Origin of the sequence: Paraburkholderia sartisoli (assembly GCF_900107685.1) — a bacterium.
GTDB lineage: Bacteria > Pseudomonadota > Gammaproteobacteria > Burkholderiales > Burkholderiaceae > Paraburkholderia > Paraburkholderia sartisoli.
Genome location: NZ_FNRQ01000002.1, coordinates 624,334 through 640,997, shown reverse-complemented (window position 1 = coordinate 640,997; position 16,664 = coordinate 624,334). Strand labels below are relative to the sequence as shown.

The 16,664-nt window shown below is 62.7% G+C and carries 21 protein-coding genes, 1 tRNA gene, 2 pseudogenes and 1 riboswitch; of the genes and pseudogenes, 12 read left to right on the top strand and 12 right to left on the bottom strand.

Annotation, left to right across the window (positions count from 1 at the left end; translation table 11 throughout):
* Nucleotides 1–114: 114 nt before the first annotated feature.
* Nucleotides 115–1,183: pseudogene (locus tag BLV45_RS10175) on the top strand (IS110 family RNA-guided transposase); the annotation flags it as partial.
* On the opposite strand, the pseudogene BLV45_RS10170 reads toward BLV45_RS10175, so the two are convergent.
* Nucleotides 1,152–1,460: pseudogene (locus tag BLV45_RS10170) on the bottom strand (DUF932 domain-containing protein); the annotation flags it as partial. The pseudogenes BLV45_RS10175 and BLV45_RS10170 overlap by 32 nt on opposite strands.
* A gap of 65 nt (nt 1,461–1,525) precedes the next feature.
* On the opposite strand from BLV45_RS10170, the gene BLV45_RS10165 reads away from it, so the two are divergent.
* Complete coding sequence (locus BLV45_RS10165) at nt 1,526–1,720, top strand: type II toxin-antitoxin system VapB family antitoxin (protein ID WP_090532341.1); 195 nt, start codon at nt 1,526–1,528, stop codon at nt 1,718–1,720.
* Nucleotides 1,717–2,121: a type II toxin-antitoxin system VapC family toxin gene (gene vapC / locus BLV45_RS10160; protein ID WP_090532339.1), complete on the top strand. Its 405-nt coding sequence runs from the start codon at nt 1,717–1,719 to the stop codon at nt 2,119–2,121. The genes BLV45_RS10165 and vapC overlap by 4 nt, the downstream gene beginning before the upstream one ends.
* A 90-nt stretch (nt 2,122–2,211) precedes the next feature.
* Here vapC and BLV45_RS10155 read toward each other — a convergent pair whose 3' ends face one another.
* Both BLV45_RS10155 and BLV45_RS10150 read right to left on the bottom strand, forming a co-directional pair.
* The gene (locus BLV45_RS10155; RefSeq protein ID WP_090532337.1) at nt 2,212–2,658 is read right to left on the bottom strand and encodes a hypothetical protein; all 447 of its coding nucleotides are present in this window, start codon (nt 2,656–2,658) and stop codon (nt 2,212–2,214) included.
* A 34-nt stretch (nt 2,659–2,692) separates the two neighbouring features.
* Nucleotides 2,693–3,115, bottom strand: a complete 423-nt coding sequence (locus BLV45_RS10150; protein ID WP_090532334.1) for a hypothetical protein — start codon at nt 3,113–3,115, stop codon at nt 2,693–2,695.
* A gap of 130 nt (nt 3,116–3,245) precedes the next feature.
* Between BLV45_RS10150 and BLV45_RS10145 the strand changes: the two genes are divergently transcribed.
* The 4 genes from BLV45_RS10145 to BLV45_RS10130 all read left to right on the top strand — a co-directional run bounded on the left by BLV45_RS10145 (nt 3,246) and on the right by BLV45_RS10130 (nt 5,870).
* Nucleotides 3,246–3,626, top strand: coding sequence for a helix-turn-helix domain-containing protein (locus BLV45_RS10145; protein ID WP_407670992.1), 381 nt, complete (start codon nt 3,246–3,248; stop codon nt 3,624–3,626).
* 100 nt (nt 3,627–3,726) lie between these two features.
* Entirely contained in the window at nt 3,727–4,257 is a 531-nt protein-coding gene (locus BLV45_RS10140) for a hypothetical protein (RefSeq protein WP_143130410.1), read from the top strand.
* A gap of 92 nt (nt 4,258–4,349) precedes the next feature.
* The gene (locus BLV45_RS10135) at nt 4,350–4,607 is read left to right on the top strand and encodes a helix-turn-helix transcriptional regulator (RefSeq protein WP_176954117.1); all 258 of its coding nucleotides are present in this window, start codon (nt 4,350–4,352) and stop codon (nt 4,605–4,607) included.
* A gap of 195 nt (nt 4,608–4,802) precedes the next feature.
* On the top strand, nt 4,803–5,870 hold the full coding sequence (locus BLV45_RS10130; RefSeq protein WP_090532328.1) for a tyrosine-type recombinase/integrase: 1,068 nt from the start codon (nt 4,803–4,805) through the stop codon (nt 5,868–5,870).
* 25 nt (nt 5,871–5,895) lie between these two features.
* Here BLV45_RS10130 and BLV45_RS10125 read toward each other — a convergent pair.
* From BLV45_RS10125 to ydfG, 9 genes are all read right to left on the bottom strand, one after another.
* A tRNA-Lys gene (locus BLV45_RS10125) sits at nt 5,896–5,971 on the bottom strand.
* Nucleotides 5,972–6,135: 164 nt separating this feature from the next.
* Nucleotides 6,136–6,885 carry a tol-pal system protein YbgF gene (ybgF, locus tag BLV45_RS10120; protein WP_090532326.1) on the bottom strand — a complete coding sequence of 250 codons (750 nt, stop codon included), beginning with the start codon at nt 6,883–6,885 and terminating at the stop codon, nt 6,136–6,138.
* 15 nt (nt 6,886–6,900) lie between these two features.
* Entirely contained in the window at nt 6,901–7,410 is a 510-nt protein-coding gene (pal, locus tag BLV45_RS10115) for a peptidoglycan-associated lipoprotein Pal (protein ID WP_090532324.1), read from the bottom strand.
* Nucleotides 7,411–7,443: 33 nt separating this feature from the next.
* Nucleotides 7,444–8,736: a Tol-Pal system beta propeller repeat protein TolB gene (tolB, locus tag BLV45_RS10110; RefSeq protein WP_090532322.1), complete on the bottom strand. Its 1,293-nt coding sequence runs from the start codon at nt 8,734–8,736 to the stop codon at nt 7,444–7,446.
* Nucleotides 8,737–8,854: 118 nt separating this feature from the next.
* A complete protein-coding gene (tolA, locus tag BLV45_RS10105; protein WP_090532320.1) occupies nt 8,855–9,859 on the bottom strand; it encodes a cell envelope integrity protein TolA in 1,005 nt (334 codons plus the stop codon).
* Nucleotides 9,856–10,305 carry a protein TolR gene (tolR, locus tag BLV45_RS10100; RefSeq protein ID WP_090532319.1) on the bottom strand — a complete coding sequence of 150 codons (450 nt, stop codon included), beginning with the start codon at nt 10,303–10,305 and terminating at the stop codon, nt 9,856–9,858. The genes tolA and tolR overlap by 4 nt, the downstream gene beginning before the upstream one ends.
* A gap of 10 nt (nt 10,306–10,315) precedes the next feature.
* Complete coding sequence (gene tolQ / locus BLV45_RS10095; protein WP_090532318.1) at nt 10,316–10,993, bottom strand: protein TolQ; 678 nt, start codon at nt 10,991–10,993, stop codon at nt 10,316–10,318.
* Between the two features lie 154 nt (nt 10,994–11,147).
* Entirely contained in the window at nt 11,148–11,621 is a 474-nt protein-coding gene (gene ybgC / locus BLV45_RS10090; RefSeq protein ID WP_090532316.1) for a tol-pal system-associated acyl-CoA thioesterase, read from the bottom strand.
* Between the two features lie 57 nt (nt 11,622–11,678).
* Nucleotides 11,679–12,425, bottom strand: a complete 747-nt coding sequence (gene ydfG, locus BLV45_RS10085) for a bifunctional NADP-dependent 3-hydroxy acid dehydrogenase/3-hydroxypropionate dehydrogenase YdfG (protein WP_090532314.1) — start codon at nt 12,423–12,425, stop codon at nt 11,679–11,681.
* 228 nt (nt 12,426–12,653) lie between these two features.
* Nucleotides 12,654–12,755, top strand: a riboswitch (ZMP/ZTP riboswitch).
* A gap of 175 nt (nt 12,756–12,930) precedes the next feature.
* Between ydfG and glyA the strand changes: the two genes are divergently transcribed.
* The 5 genes from glyA (at nt 12,931) to BLV45_RS10055 (ending at nt 16,627) form a co-directional block, all read left to right on the top strand.
* Nucleotides 12,931–14,178 carry a serine hydroxymethyltransferase gene (glyA, locus tag BLV45_RS10075; protein WP_090532312.1) on the top strand — a complete coding sequence of 416 codons (1,248 nt, stop codon included), beginning with the start codon at nt 12,931–12,933 and terminating at the stop codon, nt 14,176–14,178.
* Between the two features lie 6 nt (nt 14,179–14,184).
* Nucleotides 14,185–14,679 carry a transcriptional regulator NrdR gene (nrdR, locus tag BLV45_RS10070; RefSeq protein ID WP_090532310.1) on the top strand — a complete coding sequence of 165 codons (495 nt, stop codon included), beginning with the start codon at nt 14,185–14,187 and terminating at the stop codon, nt 14,677–14,679.
* A gap of 156 nt (nt 14,680–14,835) precedes the next feature.
* A complete protein-coding gene (locus tag BLV45_RS10065) occupies nt 14,836–15,396 on the top strand; it encodes a GspH/FimT family pseudopilin (protein WP_176954116.1) in 561 nt (186 codons plus the stop codon).
* Nucleotides 15,393–15,824 (top strand): type IV pilus modification PilV family protein, encoded by a 432-nt coding sequence (locus BLV45_RS10060; protein WP_090532306.1) that lies wholly within the window; start codon nt 15,393–15,395, stop codon nt 15,822–15,824. Before BLV45_RS10065 ends, BLV45_RS10060 begins: the two co-directional genes overlap by 4 nt.
* Entirely contained in the window at nt 15,821–16,627 is an 807-nt protein-coding gene (locus BLV45_RS10055) for a PilW family protein (protein ID WP_090532304.1), read from the top strand. Before BLV45_RS10060 ends, BLV45_RS10055 begins: the two co-directional genes overlap by 4 nt.
* Nucleotides 16,628–16,664 lie beyond the last annotated feature (37 nt).

The window sequence follows — 16,664 nt, the reverse complement described above, 5'->3', positions numbered from 1 at the left end:
GGATTGTCATCCTGGTAGACCCCTACCCTATAAGCACTAGATTCTATGTTGCAGGAGAGGTAACGAACCGGGCCGTAGACTCAGCACGTTGAGGCTTGCCCAACGGAGGGCATCATGCGCACAGATCTGGCAGATACGAAGGATATGGGCGACATTTTCCTCGCGGAATCTTTTGAACTCGCAGCTGGCAAGTGGAAGGTTGCACTCCACGACGGCCGCCGTGACAGTCCTGTAACCCCAGGCGATGCTGCGCCTGTAGGCAGCGCCGGCCCTGATTGACCAGTACAAGAAGCAGTGGATGCTGCCGGCGGACGTGAGGGTTGTCGTGAGCTGCGAAGCCGGCCAGGACGCATTCTGGATATGTCGCGCGCTGCAGGCTCGCGGGATCGAATGTTATGTCGTCGATCCCGCGAGCATTCCCGTTCAACGCCAGAAACGCCGGGCAAAGACGGACCGGCTCGATGCGATCAGACTCGTCATCAACCTGCGCGCCTGGATGCGCGCAATCCGGGGACTGTCGCTGCAGGACGAAGCGTCGCGCCATCTGATGCGTGATTGCAGACAGCTGCAGAAGGAAGTGCTGCAGCACCGCGACTGCATGCACAAACTGCTGGTCACGCTCGGATGCTGGGATGACGTCGACAGCAGGAAGTTCGCCGGCCGGCTCGCCCGCGGCGAGCTCCGGTGTCACGATGACGCCCCCCTGCCAGCAGAGCTCCACGAACGGCTGGCACGTGAATGTGAACGACTGGCACTTGCCGAGCAGCAATTGGCCGCCTTGGAGAAGACGCGTTCGATCAACCTGCCAGCGCCGGTGCGCGCCCGGGTCGATCATCTCACGCGCCTGACCGGTATCGGGCCGGTTGGCGGCTCGCGACTGGCGCTGGAACTCTTCTGGCGGGAATTCAGCAACCGCCGGCAGGTTGGCGCGTGCGTCGGTCTGGTACCGCAGCCCTACGACAGCGACGAGAGCCAGGTGGACCAGGGCATCAGCAAACAGGGTAACCGGCGGGTGCGGGCGCTACTGATCGAGATGTCGTGGTCCTGGATCCGCTACGAACCCGAGAGTGCACTGACGCAGTGGTTCAACCAGCGCACCCAGGGCACGGGTCCGAATCGCCGGGCCCGACGGATTGCAATCGTCGCGGTGGCACGACGTCTCGTGATCGCGCTATGGCGCTATCCGCCACGTTGTCGCCCGCGACCATGCCGTTCTGGCAGACAAAGCGGAGCATGCCCGCGAGCATCTGGTAGCTGGTCGTGCCGTCGTGGGAATTGAGCAGGATGATTTCGTTAGCTTCGCGGCCGGTGACTTGTTGGGCGTGACGCAAGCGGATCGTGTGTTTCGTATGCTCGCGTTTGCCTTCATCGCGCACGCGCGTCTGGCAGACCATGAACGGCTCGAAACCTTCGTTGCGAAGGCCGCGCAGGACATCGATGGTGACCACTCGCTGTTTTCGGGTTCTCGCGGGGCATGTGAAGATGTGTATAATTTAAATAAATTATACACATTGCGAGGTATGCCATGCGCACCAACATCGAAATCGACGACAGGTTGATGGCCGAAGCGCTTGCCGCGACCGGCATCAAGACCAAGCGGGAGGCGGTCGAACTCGGCCTGAAGACGATCATCCGACTCAAACAGCAGGAACAGATCCGCCAGTTCCGGGGGGCGCTCCATTGGGAAGGCGATCTTGATGCGATGAGAACGGATCGATGACGCTTGTCGATTCGAGCGTCTGGATCGATTATTTTCGGGGCGTGGTCGCGCCAGAAACCGACAAACTCGACGTCTTGCTGGGCACGGAAGCGCTGCTGACCGGCGACCTGATCGTGGCGGAAGTGTTGCAGGGCTTCTCGTCCGAGTCCGAATTCAACACCGCCAGGCAACTGATGACGATGCGTCTGAGCGTTGTGTCGCTTGTCGGCCCTGATAACGCTGTTCAGGCTGCGCGAAATTACCGCGCCTTGAGAGCGCAGGGCGTGACGATCCGGAAAACCATCGATACGCTTATCGCGACGTACTGCATCGAGAATGGCATCTCGCTGCTGTTCAGCGACCGGGACTTCAATCCCTTTGTCGATTACCTGGGCCTTCGATCCGCGGTACTGGACGACTGATCAGGCCAGAGATTGCTTCCGCAATGCACAACTGCATTCTGTGCCCGGGATTCGCGGCGGTCGCATCGCCTATTCCGTCCGTTTCTGGTGTCAGGTTGCGATCGAGACGCACATCAGCGGCGGGGTCTCGCCGACCGCATTACCGCTAGGCGGCTCGAGTCGCACGAGGAAATCGAAATCACGTTCCACAAGCCTTGCGAACTGCTCCTGCACGGCGCCGAGCTTGAGGAGACACTGTACGTGCCAGTTCATCCCGATAATGAGCCAATCCGTCAGTCCGTTCCATTCACTCAGCAGGATGGCGCCGGCGGTACAGTTCTCTTCGGCGAACTTCTCGAGGCGCCGCTCGATGAGCCGGACATCGTCCCGGAGCATCGTGCCCGAGATGTGCAGCGACACCGTATGTGCGGTTTCGTCGTGCGCAAGGTACACGCTGGCGAAGCCGCCCAGGTGCCGCCGGACCCGCTCGATCTGTTCAGCTTCCAGGTCGTCATTGACGGGCAGCGAGCCCGACAGGACGTACGTTCCTTTTTCCATGACGGCCATCCTTGTATGCTTGCGATGATATTTGTTACTGGCCAGTGGGTTCTGCTGCTGGTGCAACGTCCGTGGTGCCCAGTTGGGCGAGGATGAGGGCCTGACGAGCCAGCAGTGCGTCGAGCTGGGCGTGCAGATCCGTGAGTTCGTCGAGCAGTTCGACGTGTGACGCCAGCCCGAGGGGAACGAATGACGGCTCGCCATAGCGTAACCTGCTGAAGAGCGCGCCCGCCGCCGCCCAATCGCGCGAGAATTGTTCGAGCGTATCTTCGATTGACCGCTGTTCGTCTTCCGAGAGCGCTCCGCGCACGCGTATGACGAGCGAATGGGATACGTCGTCAGTTGCAAAATATACGTCAGCCGGGTTTGCGAGGCTTTCGGCGAGTTGCCGTGCGTGGGCGTGCTTGAAACTTGACCGCACAGGCAGGGCACCGCGGATTTCGTAGTTGAACGACATGGCATCTCTCCTCTTGGGTAGAAGCAAACCGTCTGCAGAAGCGCAAAACAGGTTCGTATCGCGACGGGCGCGATACCATTAAGAACTAGTCAACTGGATACGCCACCTACATTAGTAGTCAAACGTGAATATGTCAATAGCGATTTCACAAATGGATGCTTTTCCCGTTCGCCTGAAGCAAGAGCGACGTCGGCTCGACTTGAACCAGGCGGAGTTGGCGAATGCGGGCGGCGTGCAGAAGCATGCGCAGCTCAATTACGAAAAAGGGCTGAGATATCCCGATGCTAGTTATCTGGCAGGGATTGCGGAGGTCGGCGTTGATGTCCTGTATCTGCTGACTGGGCGCACGTCTGATCCTGCAACCCTCGCGCTTGATGGTGACGTGGAACGGCTGCTTGCCGGGTATCGTGAACTGAAGCCCCGGGAGAAGAGGGGAGTGCTGGCGCTGGTAGCGGCAATCACGGGTGCGACCGAGGGTGAGGTGGACGCTGAGGATACGGCGTCCGGGTAACGGTGGCTGCTCTCTGGTACAACCGGCAGCCTCAACAGGCGATTGCCCTGCGCAGGGGTTCTTGATTTTCGGGTTATTGAGGCTTAAGGTCGTTTTCACTATGAACGAAATTCCTTGCTCCTTCGAATTGCAATTGCGTTGCTGCACGAGCGACGCAGGCGCATTGCCGGCCTGTGTGATCCGCATGTGCTGCGAGGGGTTTCGCCTGAACATGGACCGGGAAACGCGCCGATGGCGCTTTGCGCCTGCCGTTGTGATCGGGCCGCTTGTCCTGCTCGTTGTGCTCACATTCGCATTCAGCTTCCTGTCCTGTCTCGGCCCCATGGTCGACTGCTTCGCCGGCGTGGTCGCGTGGATCTTGATCTTCTACGGACTGTCCGGGCAGATGCACGGGGAGCGGATGCGATCGGCAAACCGGCTTCGGGCAGCCCGCATGAACGCATGGGCAGCCATGCTGGGTCGGCTCATGCTTTCAATCTGGCATGTCGTTGAGCGGCACGTGCGGATCGTGCTCAACATGTTGCCAGTTGTCCTTGGCCGCTTGCGGGCCTGCCTGCGATTCCAGCTCGGACTGATTGATCCGAATCTCACCGCATTCCGCCTCGTTCCACCGGAGGCCGCGCACGCCTGAGCGTTGCGCGGATTCCCTCGCCTCTTGCCGCGCTCCGCGGCGTGCTTCTCCTGATGACCGTAAAGAGGCTGCCTGTTTCAGGAGGCAGTCCGATGGCCCGCAAAATCTCCGTCCCCTCGCCGGCTGCGCCGCTCGCACCCGGCTACCTGCTGCGTTTCCTTGATCTTCGCCCCCATGTCGTCCTGTCACGGCAGACCGTCCTGACGCTGGAGCAGGCCGGGCGCTTTCAGCGTGCGGTGCGGTTCGGCTCACGCTGCACGCTCTGGCGTTCGGCCGACGTGATCGAGTGGCTGGACGACCCGGAGCACTACCGCGCGTCATTGCGGAAGGAGAGGGGGCATGGACGATGACCGCGCCCTCACGCTGCGGCAGGTCGCCGACCGGCTCCAGCTCTCCTACAGCACGGTGTTCGCTTTGCGCTGTCGCATTGGTTTCCGGTTGCCCGGCTCGCGCGTATGGCGGGTACTGCCGTCCCGACTTGCCGAACTCTGCGAAACCAGGAACAATGGTCCCCGGCTACCGCTGCGGGTCGGTGGAGAAATGCAATGCCCATCCGCAAAGACAAGAAATCCGGTGTCTGGCACCTCGACATCCGCACGCCAGGCGGCCAGAGAATTAGACGCTCTACTGAAACCACGGACCGAAAGGCGGCGCAGGAATATCACGACCGCCTGAAAGCCGATCTGTGGCGACAGGACAAGCTTGGCGACATCCCCGACCGGACCTTCGAGGAAGCCGCCGTCCGGTTCCTGCGCGAGTGTGAGGGCCAGCGCGACTATGCCACCAAGCTGCGGCATGTCGAGTACTGGCGCGAGAAGTTCGCAGCCCGGTCTGTCCGTTCTTTAACAACCGATGCGATTGTCGATGCGTTGCCCACGCATCAGATCATCAAGGGAAAACCGACCAAACCGCTGACCGGCAGCACGCGCAACCGGTACGTTTCCACGATCAAACGGATGCTGAATCTGTGCGCGGAGTGGGAATGGATCGATCGCGTGCCGAAGCTGCCGCATTACCACGAGCCTGATGTGAGGGTGCGTTGGGAACCGCCTGAAGTCATCGCAGCACTCATCCAGGCGTTACGGCTGGACTGGATGCGCGACGCGGCGATCGTTGCTGTTGCAACGGGTATGCGGGAAGGCGAGCTGTTGGGTCTGACGCCATCGCAGATGGACCTGGCTCAGCACAATGCCTGGATAACGCATGAAGGAGCGAAGTCCAGGCGGGCGCGTCCGGTACCGCTCAACGAGGATGCGATCGGCGTTCTCGAACGTCGCCTGAAAACCGCAAAGCGCTTCGTGTTCACCCGCACGGCAGGTTCTGCACGACGCATCACGCAGGTCGATGCCCGGGATTTCGAACGGGCCTGCCGGATCGTCGCGATCGAGGATTTCCACTGGCATGACCTGCGCCACACCTGGGCGAGCTGGCACGTTCAGCGGGGCACACCGCTGATGGTGCTGAAGGAACTTGGGGGATGGGAAACCATCGAGATGGTGCAGAAGTATGCCCACCTCGCCCCGAGTCACCTGGCTGAGCACGCTGGCACGGTCAAGTTTTGGTCAATCATGGGGACGCAGAAAGAAAAAACGCCACTCGTTGAAGTGGCGTAATTCCTTGATCCCAAAACAAATTCTTTGGTAGGCCGTACGGGATTCGAACCTGTGACCAACGGATTAAAAGTCCGCTGCTCTACCAGCTGAGCTAACGACCCAAAAGAGAAGCGAGATTATAGCGATGGCGGGGGTTGCATGTCAACCCGCCGCCCTCGCCCTGCGCCAAAGAGAAAAGCCCGGCGCACTGGATGCTCCGGGCTTTTCAGCGAGAGGCGCGCGTTGCATAACACAAGTGCTACGCGCCGTACCGCGAGCAGCTGCTTTACTTGATCTGCGACAGCTTGCTTTGAGCCGACTGCGCCACGTCCGAGCTGCCGTATTGCGCGACGATCTGCTCCAGGGTCTTGCGGGCGGCTGCCTTCTGTCCCTGTTCGAGCTGATTGTTCGCAATCGCGAGCAGCGCTTCAGGCGCACGCGGATGCTGCGGGTAATTCTTCACGACGCCCTGCCACGTCGCCGTCGAGCCCTTGTAATCGCGCAATGCATATTGCGCGTTGCCGAGCCAGTACTGCGCGGTCGGCTGATAAGGGCTCTGCGGATACTTCGCGATGAACGCGCGGAACGACGCAGCCGCGTTCTTGTAATCGCCGCTGCGGAACTGCTGCGAGGCGGCGTTGAACGCGTCTGTTTCACCCGGCTGCACCACACCCTGCACGCCATCGACGGTCTGCTGCTGCGGCTCGAACTTCTTCAGCCGGCCATCGAGGTCGGTGTAGTAGTCCTTCTGCTGCTTCTGCACGGTCGCGAGCTGGTTGGCCATGTCCTCGTTCTGTCCACGCAGCGTCGCGACCTGCTGGTTCAGCTGGTCGAGACGGTTGGACTGATCGAGGATCGTGCGCTGTGCAGCGGACAACTGGCTCGACAGGCTGTCGGTCTTGGTACGCAGATCGAGGATCGCCTGACGGGCCTGATCGTCGTCAAACATGCCAGCGTGCGCCGGTCCGGCCATCAAGGCCGTCCCCGCGACGCAGGCCGCTGCGGCCACCCGCAGCCAGGAGAAACGATGCGTCATTCGGCTCATCATCCGTTACTGTTGGTACACGAGGTCTGCACGGCGATTTTGCGCCCACGACGATTCGTCGTGACCCGTCGCCTGCGGCTTTTCCTTGCCGAGACTCACAGCTTCCATCTGCGAATCGGGCACGCCCAGCAGCGACAGCGAACGACGCACCGCTTCAGCACGCTTCTGGCCGAGTGCCAGGTTGTACTCGCTCGTGCCGCGTTCGTCGGTGTTGCCCTGGATCAGCACGTGACGCTCCGGATGGCTCTTCAGGTATTGCGCGTGCTGGCCCAGCAGCGACTGGTAGTCGTCCTTGACCGAGTAGCTGTCGAAGTCGAAGTAGATGCTGCGCTTCGCGAGCGGGCTGTTCGGATCGTTCAGCGGATCGACGTTCACCTGGGCAACCGCGTTCGGATTCGGTTGCGTGCTGACCGCGCCTCCCTTGTTGGCGTTTTCGTCGAGCTTCACGCCCGAATGACATGCAGCAAGTGCGCCGAGCATCAATACAGCAAATGCGATACGAAGTTTGGACATCATTTTTTACTCTCCTTGTGTGTTATTGCATAAACGTTATTGCATAAAGGGGCCCCAGGACGGCTCGCGAACGTTGCCGCCCTGAACGGACAGGACCTGCCGGGTACGACCATCAGTCGACACCGCGGCCAGCACGCCACGGCCGTTCACCTGAGTGGCGTAAAGAATGTACTGACCGTTCGCCGCGAAGCTGGGCGATTCGTCATGTGTCGTGTCGGTGAGGCCGGTTGCCGCGCCGGTCTGCAGATCCAGCAGATACAGCTTGAAGCCGCCACCCGTGCGCGAAATGTACGCGAGTTCCTTGCCGTCCGGGCTCACGCGCGGACTGGTGTTGTAGTTGCCCGAGAACGTGACGCGTTGCGCGGCACCGCTGCTTTCACCCTGAGCCGGCATCTTGTAGATCTGCGGGGCGCCGCCGCGGTCGCTCGTGAAATAGATCCACTGGCCGTCAGGCGAGAACGCGGGTTCCGTATCGATCGAGCTGCCCTGCGTCAGGCGACGCAGGCCACTGCCATCGGCATTGACGCTGAAGATCTGCGTGTTGCCGGTGCGCGAGAGCGCAATCGCGAGCGTACGACCGTCCGGCGACCATGCAGGAGCACTGTTGTTGCCCTTCTGATCGGAGACGATAACCCGGCGACCCGTAGGCAGGTCGTGAATGTAGACGATCGGCTTCTTCTTCTCGAACGACACGTAGGCGACCTTCGTGCCATCCGGCGACCATGCCGGCGAAATGATCGGTTCCGGGCTGGAGAGCGCGATGTGCGCGTCCTGGCCGTCCGAATCGGAAACCTGCAACTGATAACGGTTGCCCGTCTTGATGACGTACGACAGACGCGTGGCGAACACGCCGCGCGAGCCCATCAGCTTTGCGTAGATGTAGTCCGCGATCTTGTGCGCGCTCATGCGCAGACCGCTTTCGGGGCTCACGAGCACGAGGCCGCCAAGGCTCTGCTGCTTGACCGTGTCGTAGAGCTTGAAGCGCACTTCGTACTGGCCGTTCGACAGGCGGTTCACACTGCCGGACACGAATGCATCGGCGCCCTTGGCCTTCCAGCTGCCGAGGTCGACGGAATCGGTTTCGGCTACGGGCGTGGCACCGGCGTCGATGTTGGTGAATTTGCCGCTGCGCTGCAGATCCTGGCGCACGATCGTGCTGATCTGCTGGGGAGAGTTCGCTTCGTTAGCGAAATTCGCCGTGGCGATCGGAAACTGGGTGGACCCGACGCCCGTAACAAGTACGTTGAGTTGCGCGTGTGCGCTACTGCCCGCCGCGATCAGGCACGACGCCAGGAGCACCCTCAGGCCTGACTTGGTCATCAAACTCATGCTGTATGGATTCTCCGAAAAACGGGATTTCTACCACAATACGACAGCAGACAGACCCGGAAACGCACAATTCGTTCCCGGGCGCGCTCCTTGTAGCACAAGGGCGCGGCGTCTGCCATCAACCTGCCGGCCGCAACGTAATCGTAAAGCTGGCCGGCGTTTTTCCATTCGTGTCGAGCGGCATCGGATCCGAACGCTGGACCGCGCGCAGCGCAGCGTCGTCCCACTGGGGGTTGCTGCTGGCACGCGTGATCGTTGCGCTCAACAATGTGCCCGTCGGCGAGCAGCGCACGGCCACGACCGTTTCCAGGCCCTGCGTATCGCCGGCCCACACGATGTTCGGACGCACCCGCCGCTGCACCTTCTCCGCGTAACCGGCCGACGCCGCATTGCCACCCGCGCCGCTGCCCGTGCCGCTCTTCGCGAGGCCTTCGCCCGTCGAGCCTTCGCCGCCGGCCATGCCCTGCATCTGCGCAAGACGCGCGCGGCGTTCGGTGTCGAGCTTCTTCGCCTGGGCCTGGGCCTGCGCAGCCTTTGCCTGCGCGGCCTTTTCGGCGTCTGCTTTTTTCTGGGCTTCAGCCTTGGCCTGTTGCGCTTCCTTCTGCTGTTCGTCCTTCTGCTGCTTCAACTGCTCCTGCTTTTGCTGCTCGGCGAGTTGTTGCTGCTTGAGCTTGTCGGCCTGCTGTTTCTGCTTGAGCGTGGCTGCCTTTTGCGCGGCGAGCTCAGCGGCCTGCTGCTGCGCGAGTTGCTGCTGACGTTTCGCTTCGGCTTCCTGCTGCGCCTGCAGCTTCTGGCGCTGCTGCTCGGCCAGCTGCGCCTGACGCGCAGCTTCCTGCTGCTGACGTTTCTTTTCCTGCAGTGCGATGTCGGCCTGCTCGTCCGGGACAGGCGGGGCAGGGGCGACCGGTTGCGGCGGCGGCGGAGCCGGCCGCGGCGTGGGCGTATCCGGCACGGCGGTCCACAACTCGGCTTCCGCGCCGGCCGGCGTGCTGTTCTGCCAGTGAATGCCGTGATACAGGAAGAACCCGAGCAGCACGTGCATCACCAGCGCGAGCATGAACGCGCGCCATGTGCCGCGTTCATGCGGCGGTCGGACGGGAGCGGCGGAATTCTTCCGGATCATTGCGATTTGACGAGCAATCCAACGCGTTTGACGCCACGAGCTTTCAGGTCGGACATCACGTTCATCACGACTTCATACTTGACGGTCTTGTCGGCGGCGATCACGACCGGCTGGTCGGGATGCGTCTGCGCACGGTCGGTGATGAAGCCGTTCAGGTCCGCCCTCGTCATGTCTTCCTGCTGCTGCGTACCCCCGTCGTCCTTGTACTTGACGCTCATGTTGCCGTCGGCGCGAATGTTGACGACGACGGGCGGCGTCTGCTGCTGCGGCGCGGCGCCGCCGACGGTCGGCAGATTGACGATCGATGGCGCGACGAGCGGCGCGGTCACCATGAAAATCACGAGCAACACCAGCATCACGTCGATGTACGGCACGACGTTGATGTCCGCCATCGCGCGGCGCGAACGGCTGCCGCGCATGCTGCTGGAACGGGAGGAACCGGCCATCGTGGACTCCTTAGTGCGCCTGGCGCTGCAGGATGTTCGAGAACTCTTCGATGAAGGTTTCGAAGCGGATCGCGAGGCGGTCGATGTCGTGTGCGTAGCGGTTGTACGCGACCACGGCCGGAATGGCGGCAAAGAGGCCGATGGCGGTGGCCGTCAGCGCTTCGGCGATACCGGGCGCGACGTTGGCGAGCGTGGCCTGCTGCACGTTCGCGAGACCGCGGAACGCGTTCATGATCCCCCACACCGTGCCGAAGAGACCGATGTACGGACTGACCGAGCCGACGGAGGCGAGGAACGCGAGATTCGCCTCGAGCACATCCATTTCACGCTGGAAGGCTGCCCGCATGGCGCGGCGGGCGCCGTCGAGGATCGCCCCCGAATCGTTGAGGCGCTTTTCCTTGCCCTTCAGAAACTCGCGCATGCCCGACTCGAAAATACGTTCGAGTGCGCCGATCGTGTGACGGTTGTTCGCGGCGCTTTGATACAGCGCCTGCAGGTCGCCGCCCGACCAGAAGTCGCGCTCGAAGCGTTCGGTCTGCGCGCGCGCGCGGCGGATCGCAAACCACTTGCGGAAGATGAAAGTCCACGACATCAGCGACAGCAGCAGCAACAGCGCCATCACTGCCTGCGCCAGCAGGCTCGCGTTAAGAACGAGGGAAATGATCGACAGATCTTGTGTAGTGTTCATATAGGTTCGCTGTAACGTCCCGGAAGGGGCGTCCGGCTGAAGGGCTTATCGAAACTTTCTGTCGGGAAAACGGAAAGCTTCGACCAGGCGCTGGCCGAACCATGCTTTGTGTTGCCTGATCGATACGAGTTCACTGGCACTCAGACAACGGTGGTCAGACCCCCGCGGTTGACACGCGGGCTCCGACTGGACCACGCCGCAGCGCGGCAAGCACAGATGGAGGGATCGCGGTCGGCCTGATCGCGGTGCGCTCGACGCAGCCGACCCGGATGCTTCCCGTAGCAAGCAGCGTACCTTCACGCCATGCTTCCTGCGCAAAGTCGACCGATGCCCGGCCAAGTCGCTCGATCCGGCTGACGACGGTGATCATGTCGTCGAGACGGGCCGGTGCGCGGTAGTCGAGCGCGGTGCTGCGCACGATGAAGATCGTGCCGGTTTCGTCCGCGAGCCGGGTCTGGTCCACGCCGCACGCGCGCAGCCATTCGGTACGCGCCCGCTCAAAAAACTTCAGGTAATTCGCGTAAAAAACGATGCCGCCGGCGTCGGTATCTTCGTAGTACACCCGGATCGGCCAGGTGAAGCCGATTTCCGTGCCGGGCTGACTGATAGACATATCCATGGCGCGCATTTTACCGGAACGCGCGCCGCTATCCCGATTTCCGGCGTACGTTTCGCCTGGTATCCTTCAGCCGCGATGAATGCTAAGACCCGCAAACGTCTGCGCCACGGGCATCAGTTCGATCGTGTTGATGTTGACGTGCGCGGGACGCGTCGCGATCCAGTAGATCGAATCGGCGATGTCTTCGGCTGTGAGCGGTTGCACGTTCTGATAGATGTTGGCCGCCTTTTCGTCGTCGCCGCGAAAACGCACGTTCGAGAATTCGGTGCCGCCGCACAGGCCCGGCTCGATGTCCGTCACGCGGATCGCGGTGCCGGCCAGATCGGAGCGCAGGTTCAGGCTGAACTGGCGCACGAAGGCCTTGGTCGCGCCGTAGACGTTGCCACCCGGATACGGCCACCTGCCCGCGACCGAGCCCAGGTTGAACACGTGGCCGCGATTGCGCTCGACCATGCCCGGCAGTAACGCCCGGGTCACCTGCACGAGGCCCGTGCAGTTCGTGTCGATCATCGTGGTCCAGTCGTCGAGTTCCGCGCGCTGCGCCGGCTCGAGGCCGAGCGCGAGGCCCGCGTTGTTGACGAGCACGTCGACTGCGGCGAATTCCGGCGGCAGCGCGGCGGGTGCGGCTTCGACGGCCGCCCGGTCGCGTACGTCGAGTTCGAACGGAAGAAGCGCGTCGCCGAGTTCGCCGGCGAGTGCGTCGAGACGGTCCTTGCGGCGGGCGGTGGCCACCACCTTGTGGCCGCCCTTGACGAAGGCCCGGGCGATGGCGGCGCCAAACCCTGCGGACGCCCCTGTGACGAAGACGATCATTGCTGCTCCCTGGTCGGTGGAGAAAAAGAAGGTGCCAAGCCTACTTCCAATGCGACGCCGCGGCAAGGGAAGACCCTGGCTGGCTGGGGTGGCGCGTCGTGGTCGCGGCCGGGTTTGTACGACCCGCCGTCCGGTTAATTTTTCCCGCAAATCCACGCCGCGAAGTCCGCTCCGGCGGGACCTGTCGCGCGGTTGCCTATTCGATGCGCTTCAAATAAACTAACGCGCTCACCCCTGCGTGACTGGCGATAGAACCCTTTGGGGTTCAAGGTGGAACAACCCACCGGGAAGCGCAGGGTGCCGTTTTTGCCGTTCGCCTGGGCAGCCGTGATCCGCGCGCGATGTTTTGCGCTGCCGGTGGCTGCCTTGCCTCGCGTGTACGGTACATCTCCATCCGCCACGTCAAGGCTGGCCCAGTTGCCAGCAACGCTGCATACCCGCTACGCCTTCTGCACACAATTCGGCGCATGATCCGGTCAACCTGAACACATTTAACGGAAACCGTATGTTTGACAGAGCCAAAAGCACCATCGCCAACGTCGATCCCGAACTCTGGAAGGTGATCGAACAGGAAAACCGCCGTCAGGAAGACCACATCGAACTGATCGCGTCCGAAAACTACACGAGCCCCGCCGTGATGGCCGCGCAGGGTTCGCAACTCACGAACAAGTACGCGGAAGGTTATCCGGGCAAGCGCTACTACGGTGGCTGCGAGTACGTCGATATCGCCGAACAGCTGGCGATCGACCGTGTGAAGCAGCTGTTCGGCGCCGAAGCCGCGAACGTGCAGCCGAACTCGGGCTCGCAGGCAAACCAGGGCGTGTTTTTCGCGATGCTGAAGCCGGGCGATACGATCATGGGCATGAGCCTCGCCCACGGCGGTCACCTGACGCACGGCTCGCCGGTCAACATGTCGGGCAAGTGGTTCAACGTCGTGAGCTACGGCCTGAACGAAGCCGAAGACATCGATTACGACGCGGCTGAAAAGCTCGCCCAGGAACACAAGCCGAAGCTGATCGTGGCAGGCGCGTCGGCTTTCGCGCTGCGCATCGACTTCGAGCGTCTGTCGAAGATCGCGAAATCGGTGGGCGCGTATTTCATGGTCGACATGGCGCACTACGCGGGTCTCGTGGCCGCGGGCGTGTATCCGAACCCGGTGCCGCACTCCGATTTCGTCACGACGACCACGCACAAGAGCCTGCGCGGCCCGCGCGGCGGTGTGATCCTGATGAAGGCCGAGTTCGAGAAGCAGATCAATTCGGCAATCTTCCCGGGAATCCAGGGCGGCCCGCTGATGCACGTGATCGCCGGCAAGGCCGTGGCGTTCAAGGAAGCGCTGTCGCCGGAATTCCGGGAATACCAGCAGAAGGTGGTGAACAACGCACGCGTGCTGGCGGAAACGCTCGTGAAGCGTGGCCTGCGCATCGTGTCGGGCCGCACGGAAAGCCACGTGATGCTGGTCGACCTGCGCGCGAAGAACATCACCGGCAAGGCTGCGGAAGCGGCGCTCGGTGCGGCGCACATCACGGTCAACAAGAACGCCATTCCGAACGATCCGGAAAAGCCGTTCGTCACGAGCGGCGTGCGTCTTGGCTCGCCGGCCATGACGACCCGCGGCTTCGGTGAGACGGAAGCGGAACTGGTGGGCAACCTGATCGCCGACGTGCTCGACAACCCGGAAGATGCCGTCACGATCGAACGCGTGCGCGCGCAGGTCGCCGGATTGACGAAACGTTTCCCGGTGTACGGCTAACCAGCCATGCGCTGCCCCTTCTGCCGGCATGACGACACACAGGTGGTCGATTCGCGTGTGTCCGAAGATGGCGCCGCGATTCGCCGGCGCCGCCGCTGCCCGGCCTGCGACAAACGTTTCACGACGTATGAGCGGGTCGAGCTGGCGTTGCCGTCGGTTGTCAAGAAGGATGGCAGCCGCACTGAATTCGATCGCCGCAAGATTGTTGCGAGCATGCAACTGGCGCTGCGCAAGCGCCCGGTTGCTGCCGACGCAATCGATGCCGCGGCTTCGCGTATCGAATACCAGTTGCTTGGCAGCGGCGAACGCGAGGTTCGCAGCGAGCGTCTGGGCGAACTCGTGATGAACGAGTTGCGCGAGCTCGATACGATTGCCTATGTCCGCTTCGCCTCCGTCTACCGGCGCTTCGAGGACGTCTCCGAATTCGAGGACGTGATCGAGGAGTTCCGGCGCATGGCGGCTCCCCCTGCCGCGCCCGGCAAACCCACCCGCAAGCGCTAATTTTTCGCGCATCCGCATTTTCCTTCCCCTGAGTGCTGTCACGCCTGAATTCTGGCGTGTGATTGCACGCGTCCGCTACCTGGCCATTCGGCCGATTGTGGGCGTTCGAAGCGCCCGGTAAATTGTCTGCATGCTTCGAATCATTCAGGGATGCAGATGAAAATGAACGCCGTTCCGGTTCCGCGTGGAGATGGATTCACGCTGGTTGAAACGCTGGTCGCCATCGCGATGCTCGCGGTTCTGGCTGTACTGGCAACACCGTCGTTTTTTGCGTGGCGCGTGCGCGATCAGGTCGACGCGCGCGCGAAGGCGCTCGTCTCGACGCTGGTGTTTGCCCGCGGTGAGGCGGTGAGGCGCAGCGCGCGCGTCACCGTGTGCCGTATCGACAGCGCGCTTCACTGTCTTGCGGCCGGCAAGCCGTGCCCGGCCGGCACCGCTGACTGGTCGTGTGGATGGGCGGTGATGTCGGAACGGGCGGGCCGATCGTCGCTGCTGCGCGTGCTGCCGGATCTCGCCGCGGTCAGCGTGACGGGAACGCTGACTGACGTGGCGTTCACGCCGCCGGCCGGTCAGGTGATCGGCAGTTTTCGCAGCTTCGAGTTTGCGCCGCGCTCGCCCTCGGCGGCCACTCGCGGCGACCGGTGGCGGCGTTGCGTGCGAATCGCAGCCGGTGGCCGTGCGCGCGTGATCGAAGGTGCTTGCGGGGCGTCGTCATGAAAACGCGTCGCCATGGAAACTGTTCGGGTAGCACCCTGCTGGAGGTAATGGTGGCCGTGGCCGTGACTGCGGTCACGGCGCTTGGACTGGTCGCCACGCAGCTATGGATGACGCGTCACGCCGGCGCGACGGCCACGCGCGAGCGCGCGGCATTCGTGGCCGACTCGCTGGTGGAGGCATTCCGGGTATCGCCGGCAACTGGAACGGATTCGGCCGTGTGGAAGCTTCGGGTTGCGAGCATGATGCCAAAGGGCGACACGTCGGTCGTCGCGCTGACGGGCGGCCTCGCGACGGCGCGCGTGACGTGGGCCGCGGTGCGGGAAACGCAGGACGTCGCGCCGGGCAACCCGATCGATCTGCCCGATTTTTGTGGGGACACCGCGTTGCCGGCCGGAACCGCGTGCGTTGCGATTGCGTTTGCGAAATGACGCGTCGTCGATACTTGACGCGCGGTCATACGCTGCTCGAAGTGATGATCGCGACTGTACTCGGGCTCGTGGTTACCGTTGGCGCCGTGGCGCTCTACCGGTCTCAGCGTGCGGCTTTCGCGAACGCCAGCGACGCCGCCCACATCGAGGAAACCGGCATCGGCGCGTTGACGCTGCTTGGGCAGCAGATCCAGATGGCCGGATTCACGCCCGCTGACGTCACCTCGTCCGCTTCGGCGAATGTGCCTGCTGCGCTCTTTGGCTGTTCCGGCGCGCGGCCCATTGGACCCGATGACGTCCCGGGCTGCGAAGCGCTGGCCAGCCATTCGGACGGCATCGTTATCCGTTATGTCGGCGATGTCGTGTCGACGTGGCCTTCGGCAAGCGGCCAGCCCACGGACTGTCTTGGCCAGGCCGTCAGTGGCGCGTCTGCGGGCACGGCACCGGTCGTGAACCGCTTCTACGCGAAGACCAGCGCTTCGACTGGCGAGCCGGAACTTTACTGCGAGGGCAACGGCAAGGCGGGCTATGGGCAGCCGGTGTTCGAGGGCATCGAGCGACTGCGCATCCAGTACTGGCTTGCAAACGCGCAGCAACCGTTGGATGCGTCCGCGCTTGCACCGGATCAGTGGGCCCGGGTCGTGGCGGTCGATCTGTGCGTTCTGGTGCGCGGGGCGCCGCGCGGGCAGCGCGTGCGTTATGTCGATTGCGATGGCGCGTCCGGCATCGGCAGCGACACGCGCGCGAGACAGGCGTTCTGGCGGCGGATCGCGGTTCGCAATGGCCCCGGTGTTCAGCCATGAGGCGGGCTATTTATCCACGACCTGTAACGCGAGGCAC